Genomic DNA, 22,616 nt, shown 5'->3' on the forward strand with positions numbered 1-22,616 from the left:
CTTTTTGAATCTTTTCAGATTCGCTTTGCTGTTTTCAGCAGCGTGTTGTATCTTACCAGATGTTTACGCTTTTGTCAACAGTTTTTTTATTTTCTTTTTTCTGTCCCGCTGTTTTTCGCGGGTGAGTTATACTATACCATCCAGGAAATGGTTTGTCAACAACTTTTTTCAAAAAATATAAAAACAAAAAACCACACGCAAAAAGGCTTAAAAATCAGGCAAAATCCGGTTGCTATTTACGCGGTGCGCAAACAGCAACCGGATTATACACCGCATTCTGCCCTAGTCCTCACGAAAAGCCCTTCAAAATACACAAGAACAGCCAGTTAAACAGATTATTCTGATACAGCAAGCTCAGCCACCAGCTTTTTTCAATCTGTATAAGCACCGGCTGTGCCCACACCATACCAGAGCAGGCCTTTATAATAAGACCGGCGAGCCATATGATCAGAAGACCCGCAACACCTCCAAGTAATGCACCAGCTAGCTGGTTCAATTCTGATATGATTGGAAGCCGTGCTACCTGGTCCAGCCAATGTGCGCCCATCCGGAAGAAGAGAAATACTACCGCAAATAAGATTCCGGAGCCAAACGTCCGGATTACCATCGTTGCCAGATATGACCCGAGATAATCAAAAAAACGGTTCACGCCCAGCATACGGTAAATCTCACTATTGTTATTTTCCAGCAGTACCTCCTTCATTTGTTCCGGAAGCTTTAAATTTTCTATTATATTTCTCTGATACGAGGGCTGTACTTCTGTTCCATCTGGCGCATCTGTTTCTTCCATTCCAGCTTTTGCCCCGGCCATTTTCAAAAGACTCTCCCCCACCATCTGATGGATGGCAGTATTATGATTCAATGCAGCCGTCACACACGGCATAGCTACACGTGTCACAACAAGGCTCAGGATCAACGCTAATAATGTCACTGCAATGCGCACCAACCCTCTATAATGTCCATAAAGCACCATAGACAGCCAGAATACGCCCACACCGACAGACAGCCAGTGTTCTGCTAAAAAATCCATATGATATACTCCATTCTGCGCTTCCGGCCACCACATACATATATTTCTTTCATGCAAATTTTCACAACAATTTTTCGATTGCATCCGCAACCCCGTCTTCATCATTCGTCACGGTTACATAGTCTGCCTCTGCCTTTAATGCTTCCACAGCATTTCCCATGGCAACACCGATTCCGGCCATGCGGATCATAGTCATATCATTTTCCCCGTCGCCGAAACCCATGGTCTGTTCCCAGCTTAAGCCCAGATGCTTTGCCAGGCGAAGGATTGCTTCCCCTTTTGTTGCTCCGGGCGCATTGATCTCCAGGTTATTGTCCAGGGATGAACTGACAATTACGTCCCCGCGGTCCTGCAAGGCTCTTCTTGCGCGGGCACGCTCCTGCTGGTCACCAAAGAAATAATTGATTTTTTCCACCGTAAGCCCTAACGCGCGGACCTTCTCCACGACATCCGGTACTTCCTGTCTTGTCTGGCGGACCATTGCCTGGATCGTATCCGGGATCGCGTAATCATCCATATGTTCCAGAAACCGCTTTTCCCCATATGCACATCCATTCACATAGGCATCGTACATGGTATGAAACTTTCCTGCCATTTCCAAAATATCGATTGCCTGTGCGCAGCCCAGCTTCCGCTCATCCAGGATCTTATGCTCTGCCACGTCTTCCACGATCGCACCATTCGTCGTAATGGCATAACGGATTCCTGGCAAAGTACGCAAAAACTCCGGCACGCCTCCCCAGATGCGGCCGGTACAGGGTACAATATAAATCCCGCGGGCAATACATTCTTTCAGTGCCTTTTCATTTCTCGCAGAGAGACGCTTCTGGCTATCCAGAAGCGTCCCGTCTAAATCAAGTGCAATTAATCTAATTTCTCTTCTCATTATATAAAATGCTCTTCCTTTAAAATCAGCATGCCGTCTTTGTCATACTTAGAAGAAAACAATCCCTTAATGGCTTTGCCGAGAGATGGTTTTTCCGCACGGTCCGCAGCTTCCTCGATCAAAGCCTGTGCTTCCTTTCTGGTCAGCGGGATTCCGTCTTCTTCCATGATCTCGATTCGCTCATAAAGCGCAAGCATGCTCTTACCGGTAATGCTGCAGTCAATCTCTGATGCATATTTGCAGCAATACTGCGCAAATTCATCGATATCCATTTCTGCTTCTTCTGCAGGTTCGGCTAGTTCTGCCGCTTCCTGTTCTGAAGCTTCTAATTCCGGTTCCGGCGCCCGCATAGCCCCATTGCTGGTTGAAACCACCTTACGTACCGGACGCTCTGCCTGCTTAAGGTTTGATTCTCGCTCCGGTTCTGCCATGCTTTCCGGCTCTGCCGCAGCAACCTCTGGCTCCGCTGCCTGTACCGGCGGATAATCACAGCCAATGCACTCAAACTTGTCTGCCAGCGACGGATTCTGCGCATGCAGCATCTCCATCTGTTTCGGGTTGTCGATCAGGATAATACGCATGCCGCTGGTATCGCGGGTCATAAGTGTTTCCAGTTCCCCGATCATCTGAGGCGTTAAGTCTCCGGCCTCTTCAATCATAAGATCTTTTCCGCTCAGCTTGTCTGCGCAGGCAAGGATTCCACGCTTATTCAGCTTGGAACCGGTAATCTTTGCCACCGGATTCTTAATTCCGGTTTCTTTCTGAATCTGTTTTAAGGTCTGAATCGCAATCTCCATACCTTTTTCAGGAGATCTTGCCTCGATCATCAGGTGATTGGTCATGCGCGGAAGCTCTGGTTCCTCGTCAAATTCGTCAATCTCTTCGATTTCCGGCTCCACGGTTTTTGTTTCCACTTTCTGCGCAGCTTCTGCCGCCGGCATACGGCGAATGGAATCCAGTACCCTGGTCTTGCCCAGATCACTCTCCTCCTCCACTGCATCTTTCCCGATCCGCGATACCTCTTTTGCAAGCTGTGCCTCGGTCTCTGCCTGCTGTACCTGTGCCACAATTGCTTCTTTTCCATAGGAAAGATCCGGAGTAATATTTACCTCCGGTGCTTCTGTGTTTTCTTCATCGACGTCTTTTACAGCAACCTCTTTTAGCAAATTCTGTTCTTCCGGGACTGCCTGAACAGCATCCGCCGGTGCAGGCACTTCCGAAACCACTTCTGAAGCCAGCTCTGCTTCTGCCTCTGCATCTGTTTCTTCAGCGGCATTTCCTGACTGTTCTGCCTCCGGCTGCACATCAGTCTCCGGCTCGTCATCCATCGCATCTTCCTCTTCAAAGGCCTGCTCTACTGCGCGCAGTTTTTCCTCGTATTTATCCCGGTTTTCTACCAGGTCCATCTGGTACTTATTTAACGGCGCATACTGGACCTTCAGCTCCATGGCCTTATCTACATATTTGCCAAGACCAAACATCAGCATGATCTTATCGCAGGCTGCCACACAGCGCTGCGCATCACCGGCACGGTGATACAGCTCTGCCAGCTCGTACAGCCATTTTTCATCCAGCTCTTCTTCGGTATAGCCCTCCAGAGAATGGATCTGCTGCTCAATCGGCGCATCCATCGCCTTTAAGATCATATAACGGAGCAGATGCTGGCGCGGATCATCTCCCGCCAGATCACAGAACTCCCGGTAGTAAGCATTTGCTTCTTCTACATTGCCTTCCTTTAATGCAAGATCGGTCAGCTTGTAAAGCAGCCGTTTCCCGATCGGCGCACGCTCAAAAGCCATCAGCAGAATGTCTTTTGCATCCTGATACTCATGGTTCTTTTCGTAAACGTTGGCAACCATAGACAGCAGATTCGCATTGCGGACCTTCTTCCAGTCAATGGTATCCGCAATTTTCATGGCTGTCTCAAAATCGCCCTGATTGCTTAATTTTCTGATTTGTTCTACTTTTATGTTAAACTCGTATTTATCCATCTTCTGCACTCCTTTGCCACTGTCATTTCGCTGCTGTTCATGTACGCATGGCCAGCAACGGGCAAATATCCATTCTCTCGCCGCCGTTTTTCTGCTCCGCAGACACCGGCAGCTGGTCTCTGACCTGCCCTACAACTCCACGCGCCCTTCCAGCGCCCTTAACAGGGTTACCTCATCAATATACTCCAGATCTCCTCCAACCGGTACCCCGCTTGCAATCCTGCTTACACGGATTCCTGTAGGCTTGATCAGCTTACTGATGTACATGGCCGTAGTTTCCCCTTCCAGGCTGGAATTGGTGGCAATGATCACTTCTTTTATGTCCCCCTGAAGACGCTGCATCAGCTCCTTCAGCCTGATGTCATTGGGTCCTATACCCAGCATCGGAGAAATTGCTCCGTGCAGTACATGGTATACACCTTCATACTTTCCTGTCTTTTCGTATGCAGCCAGATCCCTGGTGTTTTCAACCACCATGATCGTTTTATGGTCACGCTTGTCGCTGCTGCAGATTGGACAGAGTTCCTGATCTGTCAGAGTATAACACTCCTTGCAGTAACGGATATTCGCCTTGGCCTGCGTGATCGCGCCAGCCAGACTCGCCACCTGCTCCTGCGGCATATTGATGATATGAAATGCCAGTCTCTGTGCTGATTTGCTTCCAACACCCGGAAGCTTTGATAATTCCTCGATCAGTGTTGTGATCTGTTTACTGTAGTAATCCATTTTAGAATGGGAAGCCTCCGCCCAGACCGCCTAATCCGCCGGTCAGCTTTGACATGGCTGCCTGAGACTCATCTTCCATCTTGCGCAGAGCCTCATTAGTTGCTGCCACGATCAGATCCTGAAGCATCTCGATGTCATCTGGATCTACTACTTCCTCAGAAAGCTTTACAGAAAGCACTTCTTTTTTACCGGAAACGGTTACAGTTACAGCACCGCCGCCTGCGGATGCACTGTACTCCTTCTCTTCCAGTTCTTTCGTTGTCTCTTCCATCTGGCGCTGCATTCTCTGCGCCTGTTTCATTAAATTATTCATATTTCCCGGCATTCCGCCCGGGAATCCACCACGTTTTGCCATGATGCTTCCTCCTAATCTTTGTCATCTTTATAACTGTTTTGCATCTGCTCAGTTACTCATCTTCTATTGTAATATCCATGTGAACCGCATTTTTTAATTCTTCGTCACTGACGTAAATGGTGTTCAGCCGCTCACCAGCATTTCTCATGCGCGCTTTGAAATACATGGTCTTGCCATACTGCTCCTCCACATACTTTTCCAGCGCGCCAAGGACCGTAGGCCTGCTGCCGATGGCATAGTTGTCCCCATTTGAAAATACGATGCACAGACAGCTGTCTCCACTGGGTTCCAGCACCGTATCACGGAAGCTTGGACGGATCGCGCCGCCAAGTTCCCGGATAATTTTTCCCCAGTCCTGACGGATGAGGTTTAAATCTTCCAGCTGGGCTTTTGGAATCGATACCTGCTGCGGTGCCTGTGCAGGCTCTGCATCGACCGGTGCCTTCATTCCGCTTCCCTGCTGTCCCATCTGGGCCGCCATCTGCTGCATCATCTGGGAATTGACCGGAACTCCTTCATCCATCCGGTCTTCCAGTTCTTCTAACCGCTGTAAAATGGAATCCAGATTCGGCTCCATCTGCGGCTTTGTCAGCTTGATCAATGCCAGTTCAATCAGTACCCGCTTCTGGCTTGCATAGCGGATCTGATTGGAAAGTTCTGAAAAGATCCGGATAAAACGCATGAGCGTTTCCCCGCTGATCATTTCTGCCTCTTCCCGTAATAGCTTTAAGTTGTCCTCTGACATATCCAGCATATTTTCTGCGTCATCGGCTGTTTTTAACACTAGAAGATTCCTCAGGTACCAGATAAAATCTGTGACAAACTGCCCCAGTTCCCGACCCTGGATCACCATTTCTTCCAGTTTTTTCATGCACGCCGTTGTGTCCTTTGCGATCACAGCACGCAGCAGTTCACTAAAAACACCAGAATCCACTGCGCCCAGCACTTCCAGCACATTATCGTAAGTGAGCAGCGTGCCATAATGAAACGCGACACACTGGTCTAACAGGCTTAAAGCATCTCGCATGGAGCCATCCGCCGCCTTGGCTACATAGCGCAGCGCTTTCTCCTCTACCTGGATATGTTCCGCATCGGCCAGCTCCCGCAGACGCGCCGCAATGGTATCGATTGTGATACGCCGGAAATCATAGCGCTGGCAGCGGGACAATACCGTGACCGGGATCTTGTGCACCTCTGTCGTTGCCAGGATAAAGATCACGTAAGAAGGCGGCTCTTCCAGTGTTTTTAACAGCGCATTAAATGCACCGGTAGAAAGCATATGCACCTCATCGATGATATAGACCCGGTACGCGCCTTCCGTCGGCGGATACTGGACCTGTTCCCGGATCTCACGGATATTCTCCACACCGTTGTTGGATGCCGCGTCGATCTCTACTACATTCATGGAGCTTCCGGATGCGATTGCCTTGCAGGCTGCGCATTCATTGCACGGACTTCCGTCCACTGGATGCTCACAGTTTACTGCCTTTGCAAAAATCTTTGCAATGGTAGTTTTGCCGGTTCCCCGTGTTCCGCAAAACAGATAAGCATGGCCGATACGCCCGCTGGTAATCTGGTTTTTTAATGTCTGCACAATATGATCCTGACCCTTGACATCATCAAACTGGGCAGGGCGCCATTTCCGGTATAGTGCAGTATATGACATATTCTTTAACTCCTTGTTTCCGGCAGTCTGACTCACCGAATCCACCGGCCTGTCAGGCTGTCTTTATTCATCACCAAAGCTGATTCCGATCATCTTGGCTTCCTGGATCATGGAGCAGTTCGGATCTACCGTTTTTAATTTTCCGGCAACCTCCTCCAGCGGAACTTCCGTAATCTCGTTATTCCGCACTGCCACCATATAACCATATTTCTTTTCCTGGATCAGCTTTGCCGCTGCCGCACCAAGACGGGTAGAAAGCACCCGGTCATACGGACACGGCTCGCCGCCTCTCTGGGTATGCCCCGGAACTGTCACACGGACTTCCTGTCCGGTCCGTTCCGTGATCTGTGCGCCAAGCTCGTAAGCAACTGACGGATAGATCACCTGGTTCTTTTTCTTTTCTTTTAATTCCTTCTTGCTTAAGCCCGCATCTTCCTTGGAGATTGCGCCTTCCGCAACAGCCAGGATGGAAAAACGCTTGCCCTGTTTGCTGCGCTCCTTTAATGCCGCAACGATGACATCGATATCGTACGGAATTTCCGGAAGCAGGATAATGTCGGCACCGCCAGCCATTCCTGCGTACAGGGTCAGCCAGCCAACCTTATGGCCCATGACCTCCACGATGAAAACACGTCCATGGGATGCCGCTGTTGTATGAATGCAGTCGATGGCGTTGGTTGCTACATTGATCGCACTCTGGAAACCGAAGGTTACATCGCTTCCCCAAAGATCATTATCAATTGTCTTCGGAAGAGATACCACATTTAAGCCCTCTTCCCGCAGAAGGTTCGCCGTTTTCTGGCTTCCGTTTCCGCCCAGCACCACCAGACATTCCAATTTCAATTTCCGGTATGTGTGCTTCATGGCCTCAACCTTGTCCAGACCATTTTCATCTGGAACACGCATCAGCTTAAATGGCTGTCTTGACGTACCGAGGATGGTTCCGCCCTTTGTCAGGATTCCGGAAAAATCCGAAGGTTTCATGATCTGGTAATCTGCATACATTAAGCCTTTATAGCCATCTTCAAAACCAATGATCTCTACATCTTCAAACATCTTATACAGTGCTTTTGCCACACCGCGCATGGTTGCGTTTAAGCTCTGGCAATCGCCGCCGCTGGTCAGTATTCCTACTCTCATCGAAGACACACCCTTCTTTCTTTATAGTTATCCTAAATAAAAAAAACCCACTTTATTATAATACAACGCTTTCTCGTTTGTCCATCTTTTATTAGGAGAAAGAAGAAAAATGGGCATACCTTCATTCTCTGAAGATACACCCATTATTATTCTTTATTAAATCCGCGCACCCCGCTTTGTATACGGCTCACAGGCGTTACCCTGGCAGCCAGCTCGGTCCAGGCTTCCTTACGGCACACAGAGGGACTCACTTAGTGCTGCTGCATTCCTGCCCTGACACGGTTCATGAGGTTCTGTTGCGCAAGACCCAAACGTCAACGCCGCTTACCAGGGGCAGCCCTGCAAGTTCGCATCCGAGGCGGGATATCACCTCTGCTGGAGCGGATTGCAGATACAGGGCACCGCTATCTCCCCGGCTGCGCGGAAGCTTTATGACATGTTCTTGTGGCACCTGCGTTTGTTGCTGTTCACACGTTGCGCAAACAGTTTCTTTTCCTCGCAAATGCCTGTTTAGTATACCTTAGAACGCAGGGATTTGTCAAGGCTGAGCCTTCACTTTCTCACCCTTTGTGAAACTGCTGGTTTTTTCTACAGAATTTTCTTCTGCGGTCTGCTGTTTTGCCTGTTCTTTCTCTGCCAAACGTTTTTTTCTCAGGTCTTTGAAAAACTGCGACAGCATTCCCGAGCATTCTTCCCTGCATACATTGATTTTTGTCTCCACCTGATGGTTAAACCCTTCCTCATGGAGCATGTCCAGCACCGACCCGGCACAGCCGGCCTTGGGATTCATACAGCCAATGACCACATTGGGGATCCGCGCCTGCACAATGGCTCCTGCACACATGGGACACGGTTCTAAAGTTACATACATTGTACAGTCCTCCAGCCGCCAGTCTCCCATTTTCCTGCAGGCTTTCCGTATTGCGATGATTTCTGCATGAGCCAGGACCGTTTTGTCTGCCATGCGACGGTTATAACCGCGGCCAATGATCTTTCCCTGATATACGATCACACAACCAATGGGGACATCTCCCAGAGCCGCAGCCTTTTTCGCCTGCCGGATTGCCTCTTTCATATAACGGATATCCTCTGGTGCTGCGGTTACCTCCGGTGCATCTTTTTCTATCATTGGACTTTCTTTTACTCTCTTTTCTTCTGCCACAACAAATTCCTTCCCAGCTCTGTATGTTTCGTTTCCATAACCAGTTGTTTTTATAGCTGTTACTGCTCACATATGGGCAAACAGTAATCCATAACAACAGTATAACGGATATACGCAGAATTCGGAAGCGTTTTCGTTACTGTCTGTGCAACGTGTATTTCCTGTACACGCATGTGTGCCCGGCAACGGAATCTCATGAATAACAACAAATCTTCATAACCGGATATCCGTATACCAGTAGCCAAATCTTCCGTCTCCCTGAGGCTGTTTCCTTGCCAGTACAAAATGCGGAAAACCAAACATGGAAGCCATGTATTTTTCGTTGCTGAAATAATGTCCGGGTACTCCCAGAAGATACCGCGGTGTCTTCTGCGGGTCCTGCAGCTTCGCCAGGATCAGATGGCGGTAATTATAATATCCATGAAGCAGGAAGCTGTTATTTCCATACACCCAGATTTCCCGCGGTAAAAGCCCGATGTCCTGGGGTTTTATGGAGAGGATTTCGCAGTCATTGTCATAGTCAAAAGCCAGAACCTTTGTGTACTGACCACTCATTTTTTTCCAGATATTCGTATCTGCAAGTTCTTCATTTTCTTCCCGGTCAAGCTCTGCCAGACGTGCGGTGTCCTCCGGGCCTTGATGCACATCCTGATCGTCCGGCTGCTTCTCTGTCTGTTCTTCCGGCAGATTTATTTGCTGCACCTCTGCCATACCTTCTTCCGGTATTCGTTTTTGATGCTTTTCCATCCTGGAATCTGGCGCAAAATCCTCCAAATGTTTTTCCACCACAGGCTCTGTCAGCATACTCTCTAGATGTTTTTCAGCCACCGATTCCGGTTGCTTGCTCTCCAGACAATTTTCCACTGTAGATTCTGCCTGCATGTTCTCCACACAGGCTTCTTTCACAGATTCTGCCTGTACACTTTTCCTCTTACTTCCTCCAATATTCTGACACGACTGTTCGTTTTTTCCCCCATCCACTGCTACATTTTCTTCCCACGGCGCAGTCGCTTCCAGCTTTTCTTCCTCTGCCTCCAGTTCACGCTCGATTTCTGCTGATATAGGAAGACTTTGCTGTGCCTGCTGATCCTGCTGTTCTTCCTGTTGTTTTTGTTCCTGCTGTTTTTGTTCCTGCTGTTTTCGTTCCTGCTGCATCCTCTCTTCCTGCTGCCTGCGGATATGCTCTGCCGTTACCTCTGCCAGCTGGATCTCTGCGGTCTGCGCTACTGCATCTTCCCAAATCGTAGTATAGCTCTGCCAGGCATTTTCCATATCATGGATCGTGAGACCGTAACAGTCTTCTATGCGAATGCCGGTTCCATCCACATCTTCGGACTGCACCTGGGTGCGAAACTCTCCCGCACCGCTGCGGATAAAGATCCGTCCCAGCAGAACTTCCCCACCGGTATGAAGCAGATATACACCGATATCGCTGCTGCCTACATAAACCTTCTTGACATTCACCTGGATCCGGCACTGCGGACCGCGCATATCGATCTTGGCAAACCCTATATTTTTTCCTTTTTCTCCACCCTCGTATGCATATATGTACGAAATCAGTCTCCGGTAATCAGACATAGCTCTCATCCCTCCGCTATTATGTATATGCGAAGGATATGAGAGCTATGTCCAAAATATTTATTTAGTAACTGTTCAGTACCTTCACAGTCACAAGCAAAAATCCCATTGCCTGCGGCAATGGGATTTTTGCCTGCCAGCCTATGTTTTCTTACGGTCAGCGCAGTAAATGCGCAGACCTACTGAACAGTTACTTTATTTACAATGTTCCGTAAAATAATTCGCTAACTGCGCAAACTGTTTTAAATCCAGTGCCTCACCACGGATCGTTGCCGGAACTCCCAGGCTTTCAATGGCCGCTATGATCTGTTCCTTAGTAAAAGAAATGTCCGGTGCGTTATTCAAACCGTTCTGCAATGTCTTTCTGCGCTGGTTGAAAGATGCGCGGATCAGACGGAACATCAGCTTCGGATCGGTTACCTGAACCGGCATTTCCTTATGGCGGGTCAGACGGATGACCGCAGACCCCACATTCGGGCGCGGGATGAAGCAGTTCGGCGGTACATTCGCCACAATATACGGCTCCGCGTAATACTGCACGGCCAGAGACAGTGCGCCATAGTCCTTGGAGCCCGGTCCTACTTGCATGCGGTCTGCAACCTCTTTCTGCACCATAACGGTAATGTTATCAATCGGCACATTGCTTTCAAACAAGCCCATAATGATCGGTGTGGTAATATAATACGGCAGATTTGCCACAACCTTAATCGGACGGCCGCCATTGTACTCCTCTGCCAGTTTTTTTATGTCAACTTTCAGGATGTCTTCGTTGATGATGGTAATGTTATCGTAATCAGCCAGCGTCTCTTTTAAAATCGGGATCAGGTTGTTGTCGATTTCTACTGCAACGACCTTCCCGGCTGCCTCTGCCAGGTACTGCGTCATGGTTCCAATACCAGGTCCGATTTCCAGCACCATATCCTCTTTTGTGACGCCTGCTGCCCCTATGATCTTATCCAGCACATGGGGATCGATCAGGAAGTTCTGGCCAAACTTTTTCTGAAAGGCAAACTGATATTTCTGGATTACTTCGATGGTATTCTTCGGATTACCAAGCTTTTCTCTCATGCTTCTTCCCTCCTTTATTTTTCTATCCGGTACATCTGCTTTGCATTCCGGTTTGTGATCTCAATGATCTGCTCTGCCGGTACCTGTTTGATCCGGCTGATTTCCTCTACCACATAAGGAAGGTTCAGCGAGGAATTCCGTTTTCCACGGTTTGGCACCGGGGAGAGATACGGGCAGTCGGTCTCCAGTACGATCCGTTCCAGCGGCATATACCCGACCACTTCTTTTAACTTTTTCGCGTTATTGAACGTCAGCACACCGCCGATTCCCAGATAAAAGCCCATATTCAGATATTCCTTCGCCATTTCCAGACTGTAAGAAAAGCAGTGAATCACTCCTCCGATTTCTCCCGCTTTTTCTGCCTTCATGATATCAAGCGTGTCTTTTGCAGCATCACGGCTGTGAATGATAACCGGAAGTTTCCGGTCCCTTGCCAGTCCAAGCTGACGCACAAACCAGGTTTTCTGAAGCTCTGGCTCTGGCTCGTCCCAGTGATAATCCAGACCGATTTCTCCGATCGCCACCACTTTCTCTTTCTCTGACACATGGCGCAGCCAGTCAAATAGGTGATCATTCAGCTCTGCTGTCTCACTTGGATGCACGCCGACCGCACCATAGACAAATGGATATTTTTTCATCAGCTCCAATGTATTTTTCGTTGTCTGGATGCTGGCGCCTACATTTACCACGGCCTCAATGCCGTGCTCTGACAGACTTTTTAAAACAGCATCGCGGTCCTCGTTAAATGCCTCATCATCGTAATGGGCATGGGTATCAAAAATCATAATGTTCTCCTTTAACTAACCAAACAGCAATCTGGATAACCCATACAAAAGCAGCAAATGCACCGGATACACCAGATAGAAAAACCATTTCCCCCGGAATCCCCCGCGTGTCCCGTTATAGCAGCGGATCAGGCAGAACGCAGCTGCCAGTCCGGGCAGGTAGACCGGTTTTGACTCGGCTGCCGCCAGAAAAAGCAGTCCCAGCAGGCATGCCGTCCCCGGCTGCGGACGAAGCCAGAAGAACAGCGCGATCAGCATAATTCCTACAGCATCGTAATCGCACTTCAAAAACCAGGCAAGAAATGCTGTTGCCGCGATCACACCCATCTGCCGGTAAGGTGCCATGCCCGCTTCGGTATTTTTTCCGATCCAGTCTATGACCGTTAACATCAAAATTCCAAGGAACAGGGTGATAAACACATTCTGCGCCCGCATATCCCAGGGTTTTCCAAATAACAGCAGGTCATACGGGACCTCGGAGAGAAGGGCAAAGATTCCAAGGCGCATTGCATAGCGCCTGCGGTTTGCCGTATGGCAGAATCCTTCCACGAGAAGAAATACATAAATCGGAAATGCCATACGCCCCACCGAGCGCAAAATCCAGAAAACCTGGTTCCACAGATCTGCCGCGGCATCCGCTCCTGTCTCACGCAGCGCCGGGATCAGCCCGTAAGCCAGCAGGCGGATTGCTGCATGATCGCATAACATACTGACAACGGCAATCAGCTTTAACTGATTGCCGTTTAATCCATGTCTCAAAATTTGTTTTTCAGACATCTGTCTTTGTTCCTCATTCTTTGCGGCTGTCCCGCAGCCGGCATGCTTTTACTTCCGGGTTATCACCTTAGCAGATCTCAGCGCCGGACGGCATCTTCTTCTCCGGAACCATTAAGGACAGGTTTCCGTCTGCATCTTCTGCGCAGAGAAGCATACCCTCAGACAGTACACCAGCCAGCTTTGCAGGCTTTAAGTTTACAACTACCATAACCTTCTTGCCTACCATCTCTTCCGGTGAATAATGTGCCTTGATTCCGCTGACGATCTGTTTTACCTGGCTGCCGATCTTAACCTGGGAGCAGAGAAGCTTCTTGGACTTCTTCACAGCCTCGCAGGCAATGATCTCGCCAACCTGGAACTGGAGCTTTGCAAAGTCATCGTACTCGATTTCAGCCTTCGGCTCGATGTCGATGACCGGCTCCTCTTCCTTTGCTTCCTCTGCGGCCGGTGCTGCAGCCTTCTCAGCAGCGCGCATTGCTTCTACTTTTTCCATCACTTCTTTGATATCCATTCTTGCGAACAGGATCTCCGGAGCGTCGGTTACATGCTCGCCGGACGGATACAGACCGAACTGATCCATCTCGGAAAGGGCACGCTTCTGTGCATGGAGCTGTGCCAGGATCTTCTTAGAGGTATCCGGCATGAAGGACTCCAGTAAGGATGCGCCGATGGTGATTGCCTCTACCAGATTGTAGAGCACAGTTGCCAGACGGTCTTTCTGAGCCTCATCCTTTGCCAGAGACCACGGCATGGTCTCATCAATATATTTATTGCAGCGGCGGAAGATGTTGAAGATCTCGGTGATGGCATCTGCCACACGCAGCTCATTCATCTTGCCCTCTGCTTTCTTTACGGATTCCAGAACGACGTTCTTTAAGTCCTCATCCACTGCATCGGCAGCGCCGCCATTTCTTACCTCGCCGCCAAAGTATTTATTGGACATGGAAATGGTACGGTTTACCAGGTTTCCAAGGATGTTTGCCAGATCAGAGTTCATGCGCTCTACCATCAGCTCCCAGGAGATCACGCCATCGTTCTCGAACGGCATCTCGTGCAGAACAAAGTAACGGACTGCATCGACACCGAAGAAATCTACCAGAGTGTCTGCATAAAGGACGTTGCCCTTGGATTTACTCATCTTGCCGTCACCCTGTAACAGCCACGGATGGCCAAATACCTGCTTCGGCAGCGGAAGATCCAGTGCCATCAGGAAGATCGGCCAGTAAATGGTATGGAAACGGATGATATCCTTACCGATCAGATGAAGGTCTGCCGGCCAGTATTTCTTAAACAGCTCTCCGTGGTTTCCGTCGCAGTCGTAGCCAAGACCGGTGATGTAGTTTGTCAGGGCATCCAGCCATACATAGGTAACGTGCTTCGGATCGAAGGCAACCGGAATTCCCCAGGTAAAGGAGGTTCTGGATACGCACAGATCCTGCAGTCCCGGAAGCAGGAAGTTGTTCATCATCTCATTCTTTCTGGATACCGGCTGGATGAACTCCGGATGCTCGTTGATATACGCGATCAGGCGGTCTGCATATTTGCTCATTCTGAAGAAGTATGCTTCTTCCTTTGCCGGCTGCACTTCACGTCCGCAGTCCGGGCACTTGCCGTCTACTAACTGGGATTCGGTGAAGAAGGACTCACACGGAGTGCAGTAAAGGCCCTCGTAGTAGCCTTTGTAAATATCTCCCTGGTCGTACAGCTTCTTAAAGATCTTCTGGACCTGAGCCTCATGATCTGCATCGGTGGTACGGATAAATTTGTCGTAGGAGGTATTCATCAGATCCCAGATGGTTTTGATCTGGCCTGCCACATCATCGACAAATTCCTTCGGGGTTACGCCTGCTGCCTCTGCCTTTAACTCAATCTTCTGACCGTGCTCGTCGGTACCGGTCTGGAAGCGGACATCATAGCCCTGCTCTCTCTTAAAACGCGCGATGCTGTCTGCTAATACGATCTCGTAGGTGTTGCCGATATGCGGCTTACCGGATGTATAAGCGATCGCGGTGGTGATATAATACGGTTTCTTGCAATTACAATTTTCATTCTGACACATGAGCCATGTTCCTCCTAAACTTTCGCTGCCGGACCTGCCTGTCAAATGTGACGCCTGTGCATTACTGTCTGTGAAACCTGTGAACCGTAATGCGTACAGTCTGTATATCCGGCGCTGCAACTGCGCAAGCCTGTAGTTTGTTGCGCCAATTAAGTCAATGATATCATAAAGTCCGTGAAAACTCAATATTCTGCATTCTATGGTTCTGTTGTATTTCCGGCTCGTATAGGATATAATTAGGAACACTTAAGACTAACTTTGGAGGATTGCTTCATGCATAACGATCATAAAAAAAGGCGCGCTCTGGTGTCATTACTGACCGGAGTGCTCTGCGTCATGCTGCTTTGTTCCTGCTCTCCCATCTCCCGCACGCCGCAGCCCACCACAGCTGCCCCATACGAGGAGGAAAGCACTTCAGACTATGAACAGCTGACAGAAAGCAGCTTAAAAGAACAGAAGCGTTTTGCAGATCTGGAAGAAACGCTGTTTCAGGACGAGGTCTCAGCCTCCCGTCTGGATCTTCATTTTCTACTGAAAAACCCGGAAAGCCGCGGCATCACCAAAACCGATGCACTCATTTCACCGGTTTCCATGGATGCATTTTTGCAGACCCGGAAAGACCAGGAGGAGCTTCGCAGTGAGCTTGCTTCCTTTCAGCCTGCACTTCTAACCGGGGATCAGAAGCTTACGCTCCGCATTCTGGAAAGCCTGATGGACACAGAAAAAAAAGGAGAAGGGCTGGAGCTTTACAGCCAGCCGTTAGCCCCCACCATCGGAACCCAGGCACAGCTTCCGATACTGCTCTGCGAGTATGTCTTTTATACCCGCCAGGATGTGGAGGACTATCTGAATATTTTAGAATATCTGGACACATTTTACGGGCAGATCCTTTCTTTTGAGCAGGAAAAAGCCAATGCCGGCCTGATGATGAGCGATACTTCTCTGGATCATGTCATCGATTCCTGCAAAAGCTACCTGCTTGTCCCGGGAAACAACTTTATGATCGATTCCTTTAAGGAACGGTTATCGGTTCTTCCCGATCTGACAGACGATGAAAAAAAAGAACTTTACTCCCGCAATGAAAAAGCCCTGGAGGAACATTTTGTCCCGGCTTACAAGCTTCTGATTGATGGACTGGAAGCCTTAAAAGGCACCGGAACAAACGAAAAGGGAATGTGCGGATACCCGAACGGAAAGGCATACTATGAATATCTTGTCTACACGGCAACCGGCACCTCCTACCATTCGATCGATGAACTGATGACGGCCACCGAACAGGAAATTTCCAACAATCTGCAGACCACCTCAAAGCTGCTTTCCGAACACCCGGAGCTGGAATCCATGCTCTCTGACTATCACTACCGCCAGACGGAGCCAACTGCCATTATGGAAGAGTTAAAGGAACAGACCTTAAAAGACTTCCCACAGCTTCCGGAATGCAGCTACACTCTAAAGGATGTTCCAAAGGCCTTAGAGCTTTCCTTAAGTCCTGCCTTTTACTTAACCTCACCATTGGATGACAGCTCTGAAAATGTGATCTACATCAACCGGAATCCCGTCTACGATAACCAGCCGCTCTACAATACCATAGCCCATGAGGGTTATCCGGGCCACCTGTATCAGACCGTATGGTTTCACACCCACTGCGGCTCTGACCTGCGCAAGATCTTAAGCTTTTCCGGCTACACGGAAGGCTGGGCCGCTTACGTGGAAGCACTGTCCTACCGGCTGGATAACGGTCTGGACCCGCTGCTTGGCGAACTGCTGGAAGCGAACTCCAAAGCGACCCTTGGTATCCATGCGTATCTGGACCTGGCCGTGAATTACCTTGGCTGGGAGCGGGAAGATGTCCGCAAATACCTGTCCTCCTACTTTAGCGATCCGGATTCCATCACCGGTTCCATGTTTGAGACCATGGTGGATAATCCTGCTAACTACCTTTCTTACTTCATTGGCTCCCTGGAGATCCGCAACATGAGGGAAAACGCCAAGCTGCAGCTTGGCGAAAAATTCTCTGCCAAGGCCTTTCACACCTTCCTTCTGGATATGGGAAATGCACCGTTCGATGTGATCCAGGCCTACTTTACTACCTGGCTCATGAACCAGAAGATGGAGCAGTAACAGACAGCCGCCTCACGGAGAAATCCGTGAGGCGGCTGTCTGTTTTTATGCCGTTATGATCACATTCCCAAATAATTTATTTCATGAAAAATTTCTGCAGGTCTGCCTCGGTGGTATCGTCACCAATGGTGATGAGCTCTGTACCGGTCAGACGTGCGAACATTGCGATATCGTCTCTGGTCAATGCAGTAGATACTACAGAGTGATGTGCACCACCTGCGTAGCACCATGCTGCGGTACCGATCTGGAAGTTCGGTTTATGACGGTACATGATTCTTGCTACCGGAAGGTTCGGCATCGGCTTCGGCTGTTTTACCAGCTCGATGTCTGCGCAGATCAGGCGGAAGCGGTCACCCATATCAACCATGGTTACCTGGATACCATCGCCGGTCACGCCGTCGAAGATCAGTCTTGCCGGATCTTCTTTACCGCCAATGCCAAGCGGAAGCACATCAATCTCCGGTTTGGTAGCTGCAAATGCCGGCGGAACCTCCAGCATATGGGAAGCCAGCTCTAACTCCTGGCCCGGAGTCAGATCGTAGGTGTAGTCCTCGATAAAGCCGGTTGCACCCTCTTTGCCCTCGGACATCTTCATCAGAACTGCGGATAAAGCAGAGATCTTATAGTCGCCCTCCGGACCAAAGCCGATTCCCTTTGCCATTAAGTTCTGTGCTGCGATACCCGGAAGCTGTTTTAATCCGTGCAGATCCTGGAAGGTGTCTGCAAATGCGCCGATACCGTTGGCAGCCAGGAATTTTTCCAGGCCAACCTCATATTTTGCCTGCTCGCGGACAGAATCGATCCGGTCAGTCTTCATGGTGTACTTGTCAGTGTACTCTTTCATCTTTGCATCGATCTCATCTTCGCTCACTGCATTGATGATGTCTACGAGGTCACCCAGTGCAAAGTAGTTGCACTCCCATCCGTATTTGATCTGGCTCTCTACGCGGTCGCCATCGGTTACGGCTACTTCACGCATGTTGTTGCCGAAGGAAGCAACCTTTAAGGACTTGGAGTAAGCGATTGCCTTTGCGACAGATGCGAACTGGCGGATCTTTGCAACTACATCGTCATGCTTATAGTAGCCTGCAACAACCTCGTGCGGGATTCCCATTCTTGCTACAATGAAGCCATACTCACGGTCACCATGTGCAGACTGGTTTAAGTTCATGAAGTCCATATCGATCGCATCGTACGGAAGCTTCTCGTTTGCCTGGGTATGCAGATGTAAAAGCGGTTTTCTCAGTTCCTGAAGACCCTTGATCCACATCTTAGCCGGGGAGAAGGTATGCATCCAGGTGATCACGCCTACACAGTCATCATCGCAGGATGCCTGACGCATGGTCTTGATGCAGCTCTCGGAGTTGATGATAGTCGGAACCAGCTCTACCTCCACGATATCTTTTAATTTGTCATTTAAAAACTCTGCCATCTGGCGGCTGTCCTCAGCCACCTGTTTTAAGCACTCGTCTCCGTAAAGATCCTGGGAGCCTACTGCAAAGTATAACTTTTTCATTTCAATCTACCTCCTGTTTAATAAATGTGAATGTTTCTTATTGCTATTCATCTTATGTCACGTACCGAGTTTCCGTTGTTGAATGTCACCGGAAACTGGTGTGCGTAATTCTTTTTCTGCCATTCCGGATCCTCCATCATGCGAAGAAGGTTCCTGGCCGTGATCTTTCCAAGATTATATTTGGGATGGATCACCGATAAGATCTTCAGTTCCGCGTCCTGCTCCGGCCCGGCATCATCAAACGATACCAGGGAAATATCATCCGGGACCTTCAGTCCGCGTTCCTTTAAAAAATCCATATAGAAGCCGGCCACCTCATCGTTATAGAGGATCATGGCCGTGCAGTCCTTCGTCCTGCGGTACATCCGCAGCAGACTCTTCCTGCTCAGCTTTTCTTCCATATCCTTGGTAGAATACCACCGGATACAATCATCATCAAAATTGACACCATAATCCGAAAGGCACTCGATAAATCCGCGGTAACGCTCGATCCCCTGTATATCATCATACTTGAAGATCCCTCCAATCCGGCGGTGGCCGTTCTGGATCAGCAGCCTGGTCAGCTCATAGCCTGCCCGGGCGTCCGACATTTCCACGCTGTCAAACTGCTCATTCTGGTAATGGTTGTGAATGAACAGGGTCGGAATATTCCGCTTCCGGATTTCCTTGTAAAGACGCAGGTTCGGATTTGGAAATGTGGAACGGGTGCCCTCTATGATGAGGCCAGCCACATTCCGATTTAAGAATCCCTTTAAATACATTTCCTCATCGTTCAGACGGTTTCTTGTCACGGCTACATCGATCTCGAAGCCTTTGTCCCGGAGCACCGATTCGATTCCTGCATACACCTGTGGAAACAGATAGTCCGAAAGATAGCTTAAGATCAGCCCCACATGGGGACGTGCCCCGTCCGCGTCACTATTTTCATAGGATACATAAGTACCGCTTCCCTTTACCCGGACGATCAGTCCGTCTTTCTCCAGACGGTCCAAAGCGTTGCGGACCGTCTGCCTGGAATATCCAAACTTTTTCTGAAGGATATGTTCGGACGGGAACTTATCCTGGTTTTTAAGCACTCCGCTGGTGATCAGGGTGCGGCCCCAGTTATAAAGCTTCTGGTATTTCAGATTATCCTGATTCTGACTTCCCGCTGTTCTGGGCATATCATCAAACCTCCGATGCTTCTTCTGATGCCGGCATTCCCGCCGCACAAATTTGGGCAGCTGCCGTTGTCGGTTCCGGCACGCTGGATTTTCCCCGTCTGGCTATTTGATAACCTGCAGGGACTGGCGGTCTGCGAAGACTGCTACGAATACCAGGAATACCACGCCCTGGATCAGCTGCATGAGCTGTGTAGAGAAGCCCATCATGGTCAGTCCACTGTTTAATACGATATAGAGCAGGGAACCTACGATGATATTCTCGAAACGAACCTTCGCACCACCGGAGATCGGCATACCGCCAAGTACCAGTGCGATCAGGATCTGGGTCTCTAACTGGTTACCACCGGAGGATGTAACAGAACCAACCTTGATAACGTTGATGAATGCTGCAAAACCGGTAATTGCGCCAGCTAAAACGTAGATCCAGAACTTCATGCGGTCGGTGCGGATACCAGAGAACATTGCGGCCTTCTCACCTGCACCGATAGCCTTTAAGTAAGTGCCGAACTTCGTGAAGCGGAACAATACAAATCCAATAACCAGAATCAGTACGGTACACGCAATCTTTAATCCAGTGCTGTCGAAGTTAATCAGCTTTGCAGAGCCTGCTACCGGCGCATTGGTTGTCAGATACTTGATGAAACCACGGAACAGGAACATGGTACAGATCGTAACAATAAAGGATTTGATCTTACGGTATACATAGAAGTAACCGTTGATCGCACCGATTGCTGCGCCTGCCACAATACCGCCAACGATCGCTAACGGAATGCTGGTCTTGGACAACATACATACTACGATGGATGCGATACCAAGGATAGAGCCTTGGGAGAAATCCAGACCGCCCATGGTCATGATGAAAAATACACCGGTTGCTGCGATCATCGTCACATAAACCTGTGACAGAACAAGCGGAAGGTTTCCGATCATTCTGAAATTCGTGAGGAAATTAAACAGTAAGAAAATGATGACCAGTCCTGCGATCGGCAGAAGGGAACGGATCAATGACATTTTCGATAATTTTTTGAGCTGCTGCTCTTTCTGGTCTGTGTTTGTCTTAACTTGATTCTCCATTGCTGCCTCCTTATACCATCATCGTAATCAGGCTGTTCTCATCGAGGGCCTCATTACGCTCCAGCTCTCCGCTGGTCTTTCCGTCCTTCATGATCATGATGCGGTCGCACATACCGATAAGCTCCATCAGCTCCTCGGAGATCATGATGATGGATTTTCCATTCTTTCTCATCTGGTTCATTAACTGGTAGATATCCTGTTTTACCTTGATATCGATACCTCGGGTCGGGCTGTCTAACACAACGATATCGGAATCTTTACCGATCCATCTTGCAAGAACAACCTTCTGTTTATTACCACCGGAAAGATCGGATACAAACTGGTCGACATTGACCATCTTAACGGACATCTGCTTTGCATACTTGTTTGCGAACTCTTTTAACTTCTTATCGCTTAACAGATGGGACTTGCCAGCCAGACTGTCCAGGGACGGCAGGCAGATATTGTCACCGATACTCTGGTTCAGTACAACAGACTCGTTATCACGATCCTTGGATGTGTAAGCGATGCTGTGCTTGATCGCAGTCGGGATATCGTTGATCTGGGTACCGTCTGCGAGCTCTACCGTACCGGTGCGGTCATAAGATGCACCAAAGATTGCTTTACCGATCTCATGCATACCAGACTCAGACAGACCGCCGAAGCCTAAGATCTCGCCCTTATGCAGGTCGAAGCTTACATCGTGGATCAGGCCAGGAACGGTTACATTTTTCACCGAAAGAACGACTTCATCGGAAACCTTCTCGCCGTAATCGGAACGGTAATAGTCACCGGTTACCTCACGGCCAACCATCAGACGCTTTAAGTCATCCTCTGTCACATCTTTACTCTTTACGGTATCGATGTAGACACCATCACGCATGATGGTAATGGTATCGGATTTGTCCAACACCTCCGGAAGGTCATGGGAAATGAAGATGATGGAATTGCCGCTCTCGCGGATCCGGTTCATGTGCTTGTAAAGCTCTTCACGTCCCTCCTGGGAAAGTGCGGTGGTTGTCTCATCGATGACTACGATCTTCGGATTGAAATAGGTTGCTTTTACGATCTCGATCAGCTTACGGTCCTCGAAGTTGTACTCATCGATGATGTCTGCTGCCTTGATCCGCTCAAAACCATACTGTTTTAAGAGCTCCGTTGCCTTTTTGTTCATGGCATTGGTATTCTTAATGCCCATATGTACAAACTGGTCTTCATGACCCAGGAAAATGTTCTCTGCCACCGTCAGACCAGACAGGGTACCAAGCTCCTGCACGATAATGGAGACACCCTCATTGTTTGCCTCAACCTGGTTTTTCGGATGGATTTCTTTTCCATCCAGTACGAAGGTACCGCTTCCGATGCTGTAGATACCGGTCAGCATGTTGGTCAGGGTTGATTTACCAGAACCGTTCTCACCGATCAGCGCGTGTACTTCGCCTTTGTTTACGTTAAATGAAACATTCTGAACCGCCTTCGTGATACCGAAGGACTTGCAAAGATTTTTTACCTCTAACCTTACTTCGCTCATTGCATTTCC

19 protein-coding genes and 1 other RNA gene are annotated in these 22,616 nt (G+C 49.1%); 2 read left to right on the forward strand and 18 right to left on the reverse strand.

Features of this window, described 5'->3' with window-relative positions:
* Positions 1–330: hypothetical protein (locus DW922_RS17830; RefSeq protein WP_207666308.1), on the forward strand; the 330-nt coding region annotated here is incomplete at its 5' end.
* Here DW922_RS17830 and DW922_RS15625 read toward each other — a convergent pair.
* The 14 genes from DW922_RS15625 to metG form a co-directional block, all read right to left on the reverse strand.
* Entirely contained in the window at positions 290–1,030 is a 741-nt protein-coding gene (locus DW922_RS15625) for a CvpA family protein (protein WP_118727086.1), read from the reverse strand. The genes DW922_RS17830 and DW922_RS15625 overlap by 41 nt on opposite strands.
* A 61-nt stretch (positions 1,031–1,091) precedes the next feature.
* On the reverse strand, positions 1,092–1,916 hold the full coding sequence (locus DW922_RS15630; protein ID WP_118727057.1) for a Cof-type HAD-IIB family hydrolase: 825 nt from the start codon (positions 1,914–1,916) through the stop codon (positions 1,092–1,094).
* Complete coding sequence (locus DW922_RS15635; RefSeq protein ID WP_118727058.1) at positions 1,916–3,907, reverse strand: tetratricopeptide repeat protein; 1,992 nt, start codon at positions 3,905–3,907, stop codon at positions 1,916–1,918. The genes DW922_RS15630 and DW922_RS15635 overlap by 1 nt, the downstream gene beginning before the upstream one ends.
* Before the next feature lie 129 nt (positions 3,908–4,036).
* Positions 4,037–4,633 carry a recombination mediator RecR gene (gene recR / locus DW922_RS15640; protein WP_118533726.1) on the reverse strand — a complete coding sequence of 199 codons (597 nt, stop codon included), beginning with the start codon at positions 4,631–4,633 and terminating at the stop codon, positions 4,037–4,039.
* Between the two features lies 1 nt (position 4,634).
* A complete protein-coding gene (locus DW922_RS15645) occupies positions 4,635–4,988 on the reverse strand; it encodes a YbaB/EbfC family nucleoid-associated protein (protein ID WP_118544145.1) in 354 nt (117 codons plus the stop codon).
* Between the two features lie 52 nt (positions 4,989–5,040).
* Positions 5,041–6,654, reverse strand: a complete 1,614-nt coding sequence (dnaX, locus tag DW922_RS15650; RefSeq protein WP_118727059.1) for a DNA polymerase III subunit gamma/tau — start codon at positions 6,652–6,654, stop codon at positions 5,041–5,043.
* A 63-nt stretch (positions 6,655–6,717) separates the two neighbouring features.
* Complete coding sequence (locus DW922_RS15655) at positions 6,718–7,794, reverse strand: ATP-dependent 6-phosphofructokinase (RefSeq protein WP_118727060.1); 1,077 nt, start codon at positions 7,792–7,794, stop codon at positions 6,718–6,720.
* 162 nt (positions 7,795–7,956) lie between these two features.
* Positions 7,957–8,218, reverse strand: an RNA gene (ffs, locus tag DW922_RS15660) — signal recognition particle sRNA large type.
* A gap of 114 nt (positions 8,219–8,332) precedes the next feature.
* Complete coding sequence (tadA, locus tag DW922_RS15665; RefSeq protein ID WP_118721052.1) at positions 8,333–8,923, reverse strand: tRNA adenosine(34) deaminase TadA; 591 nt, start codon at positions 8,921–8,923, stop codon at positions 8,333–8,335.
* A gap of 246 nt (positions 8,924–9,169) precedes the next feature.
* A complete protein-coding gene (locus DW922_RS15670; RefSeq protein ID WP_118727061.1) occupies positions 9,170–10,534 on the reverse strand; it encodes a DUF6128 domain-containing protein in 1,365 nt (454 codons plus the stop codon).
* A 195-nt stretch (positions 10,535–10,729) separates the two neighbouring features.
* On the reverse strand, positions 10,730–11,602 hold the full coding sequence (gene rsmA, locus DW922_RS15675) for a 16S rRNA (adenine(1518)-N(6)/adenine(1519)-N(6))-dimethyltransferase RsmA (protein WP_118544140.1): 873 nt from the start codon (positions 11,600–11,602) through the stop codon (positions 10,730–10,732).
* 14 nt (positions 11,603–11,616) lie between these two features.
* Complete coding sequence (locus tag DW922_RS15680; RefSeq protein ID WP_118727062.1) at positions 11,617–12,387, reverse strand: TatD family hydrolase; 771 nt, start codon at positions 12,385–12,387, stop codon at positions 11,617–11,619.
* Between the two features lie 15 nt (positions 12,388–12,402).
* Positions 12,403–13,164: a TraX family protein gene (locus DW922_RS15685; protein ID WP_118727063.1), complete on the reverse strand. Its 762-nt coding sequence runs from the start codon at positions 13,162–13,164 to the stop codon at positions 12,403–12,405.
* Between the two features lie 67 nt (positions 13,165–13,231).
* A complete protein-coding gene (gene metG, locus DW922_RS15690) occupies positions 13,232–15,223 on the reverse strand; it encodes a methionine--tRNA ligase (protein WP_118727064.1) in 1,992 nt (663 codons plus the stop codon).
* A gap of 273 nt (positions 15,224–15,496) precedes the next feature.
* Between metG and DW922_RS15695 the strand changes: the two genes are divergently transcribed.
* Positions 15,497–17,344 carry a DUF885 domain-containing protein gene (locus DW922_RS15695; protein ID WP_118727065.1) on the forward strand — a complete coding sequence of 616 codons (1,848 nt, stop codon included), beginning with the start codon at positions 15,497–15,499 and terminating at the stop codon, positions 17,342–17,344.
* A gap of 76 nt (positions 17,345–17,420) precedes the next feature.
* Here DW922_RS15695 and araA read toward each other — a convergent pair whose 3' ends face one another.
* From araA to DW922_RS15715, 4 genes are all read right to left on the reverse strand, one after another.
* Complete coding sequence (gene araA / locus DW922_RS15700; RefSeq protein WP_118727066.1) at positions 17,421–18,860, reverse strand: L-arabinose isomerase; 1,440 nt, start codon at positions 18,858–18,860, stop codon at positions 17,421–17,423.
* 47 nt (positions 18,861–18,907) lie between these two features.
* Positions 18,908–20,023 (reverse strand): GntR family transcriptional regulator, encoded by a 1,116-nt coding sequence (locus tag DW922_RS15705; protein WP_118727067.1) that lies wholly within the window; start codon positions 20,021–20,023, stop codon positions 18,908–18,910.
* Between the two features lie 102 nt (positions 20,024–20,125).
* Positions 20,126–21,097 (reverse strand): ABC transporter permease, encoded by a 972-nt coding sequence (locus DW922_RS15710; RefSeq protein WP_118727068.1) that lies wholly within the window; start codon positions 21,095–21,097, stop codon positions 20,126–20,128.
* A gap of 10 nt (positions 21,098–21,107) precedes the next feature.
* Positions 21,108–22,607 carry a sugar ABC transporter ATP-binding protein gene (locus DW922_RS15715; RefSeq protein ID WP_118727069.1) on the reverse strand — a complete coding sequence of 500 codons (1,500 nt, stop codon included), beginning with the start codon at positions 22,605–22,607 and terminating at the stop codon, positions 21,108–21,110.
* Between the last annotated feature and the right edge of the window lie 9 nt (positions 22,608–22,616).

Origin of the sequence: Clostridium sp. AM42-4 (genome assembly GCF_003480105.1) — a bacterium.
GTDB lineage: Bacteria > Bacillota > Clostridia > Lachnospirales > Lachnospiraceae > Brotaphodocola.

Excerpts from the sequence above, each read along its gene's own strand:
- DW922_RS15625 (WP_118727086.1), bottom strand. The coding sequence starts at position 1,030 with ATGGATTTTTTAGCAGAACACTGGCTGTCTGTCGGTGTGGGCGTATTC.
- DW922_RS15630 (WP_118727057.1), bottom strand. The coding sequence starts at position 1,916 with ATGAGAAGAGAAATTAGATTAATTGCACTTGATTTAGACGGGACGCTT.
- DW922_RS15635 (WP_118727058.1), bottom strand. The coding sequence starts at position 3,907 with ATGGATAAATACGAGTTTAACATAAAAGTAGAACAAATCAGAAAATTA.
- recR (WP_118533726.1), bottom strand. The coding sequence starts at position 4,633 with ATGGATTACTACAGTAAACAGATCACAACACTGATCGAGGAATTATCA.
- DW922_RS15645 (WP_118544145.1), bottom strand. The coding sequence starts at position 4,988 with ATGGCAAAACGTGGTGGATTCCCGGGCGGAATGCCGGGAAATATGAAT.
- dnaX (WP_118727059.1), bottom strand. The coding sequence starts at position 6,654 with ATGTCATATACTGCACTATACCGGAAATGGCGCCCTGCCCAGTTTGAT.
- DW922_RS15655 (WP_118727060.1), bottom strand. The coding sequence starts at position 7,794 with ATGAGAGTAGGAATACTGACCAGCGGCGGCGATTGCCAGAGCTTAAAC.
- tadA (WP_118721052.1), bottom strand. The coding sequence starts at position 8,923 with ATGATAGAAAAAGATGCACCGGAGGTAACCGCAGCACCAGAGGATATC.
- DW922_RS15670 (WP_118727061.1), bottom strand. The coding sequence starts at position 10,534 with ATGTCTGATTACCGGAGACTGATTTCGTACATATATGCATACGAGGGT.
- rsmA (WP_118544140.1), bottom strand. The coding sequence starts at position 11,602 with ATGAGAGAAAAGCTTGGTAATCCGAAGAATACCATCGAAGTAATCCAG.
- DW922_RS15680 (WP_118727062.1), bottom strand. The coding sequence starts at position 12,387 with ATGATTTTTGATACCCATGCCCATTACGATGATGAGGCATTTAACGAG.
- DW922_RS15685 (WP_118727063.1), bottom strand. The coding sequence starts at position 13,164 with ATGTCTGAAAAACAAATTTTGAGACATGGATTAAACGGCAATCAGTTA.
- metG (WP_118727064.1), bottom strand. The coding sequence starts at position 15,223 with ATGTGTCAGAATGAAAATTGTAATTGCAAGAAACCGTATTATATCACC.
- DW922_RS15695 (WP_118727065.1), top strand. The coding sequence starts at position 15,497 with ATGCATAACGATCATAAAAAAAGGCGCGCTCTGGTGTCATTACTGACC.
- araA (WP_118727066.1), bottom strand. The coding sequence starts at position 18,860 with ATGAAAAAGTTATACTTTGCAGTAGGCTCCCAGGATCTTTACGGAGAC.
- DW922_RS15705 (WP_118727067.1), bottom strand. The coding sequence starts at position 20,023 with ATGCCCAGAACAGCGGGAAGTCAGAATCAGGATAATCTGAAATACCAG.
- DW922_RS15710 (WP_118727068.1), bottom strand. The coding sequence starts at position 21,097 with ATGGAGAATCAAGTTAAGACAAACACAGACCAGAAAGAGCAGCAGCTC.
- DW922_RS15715 (WP_118727069.1), bottom strand. The coding sequence starts at position 22,607 with ATGAGCGAAGTAAGGTTAGAGGTAAAAAATCTTTGCAAGTCCTTCGGT.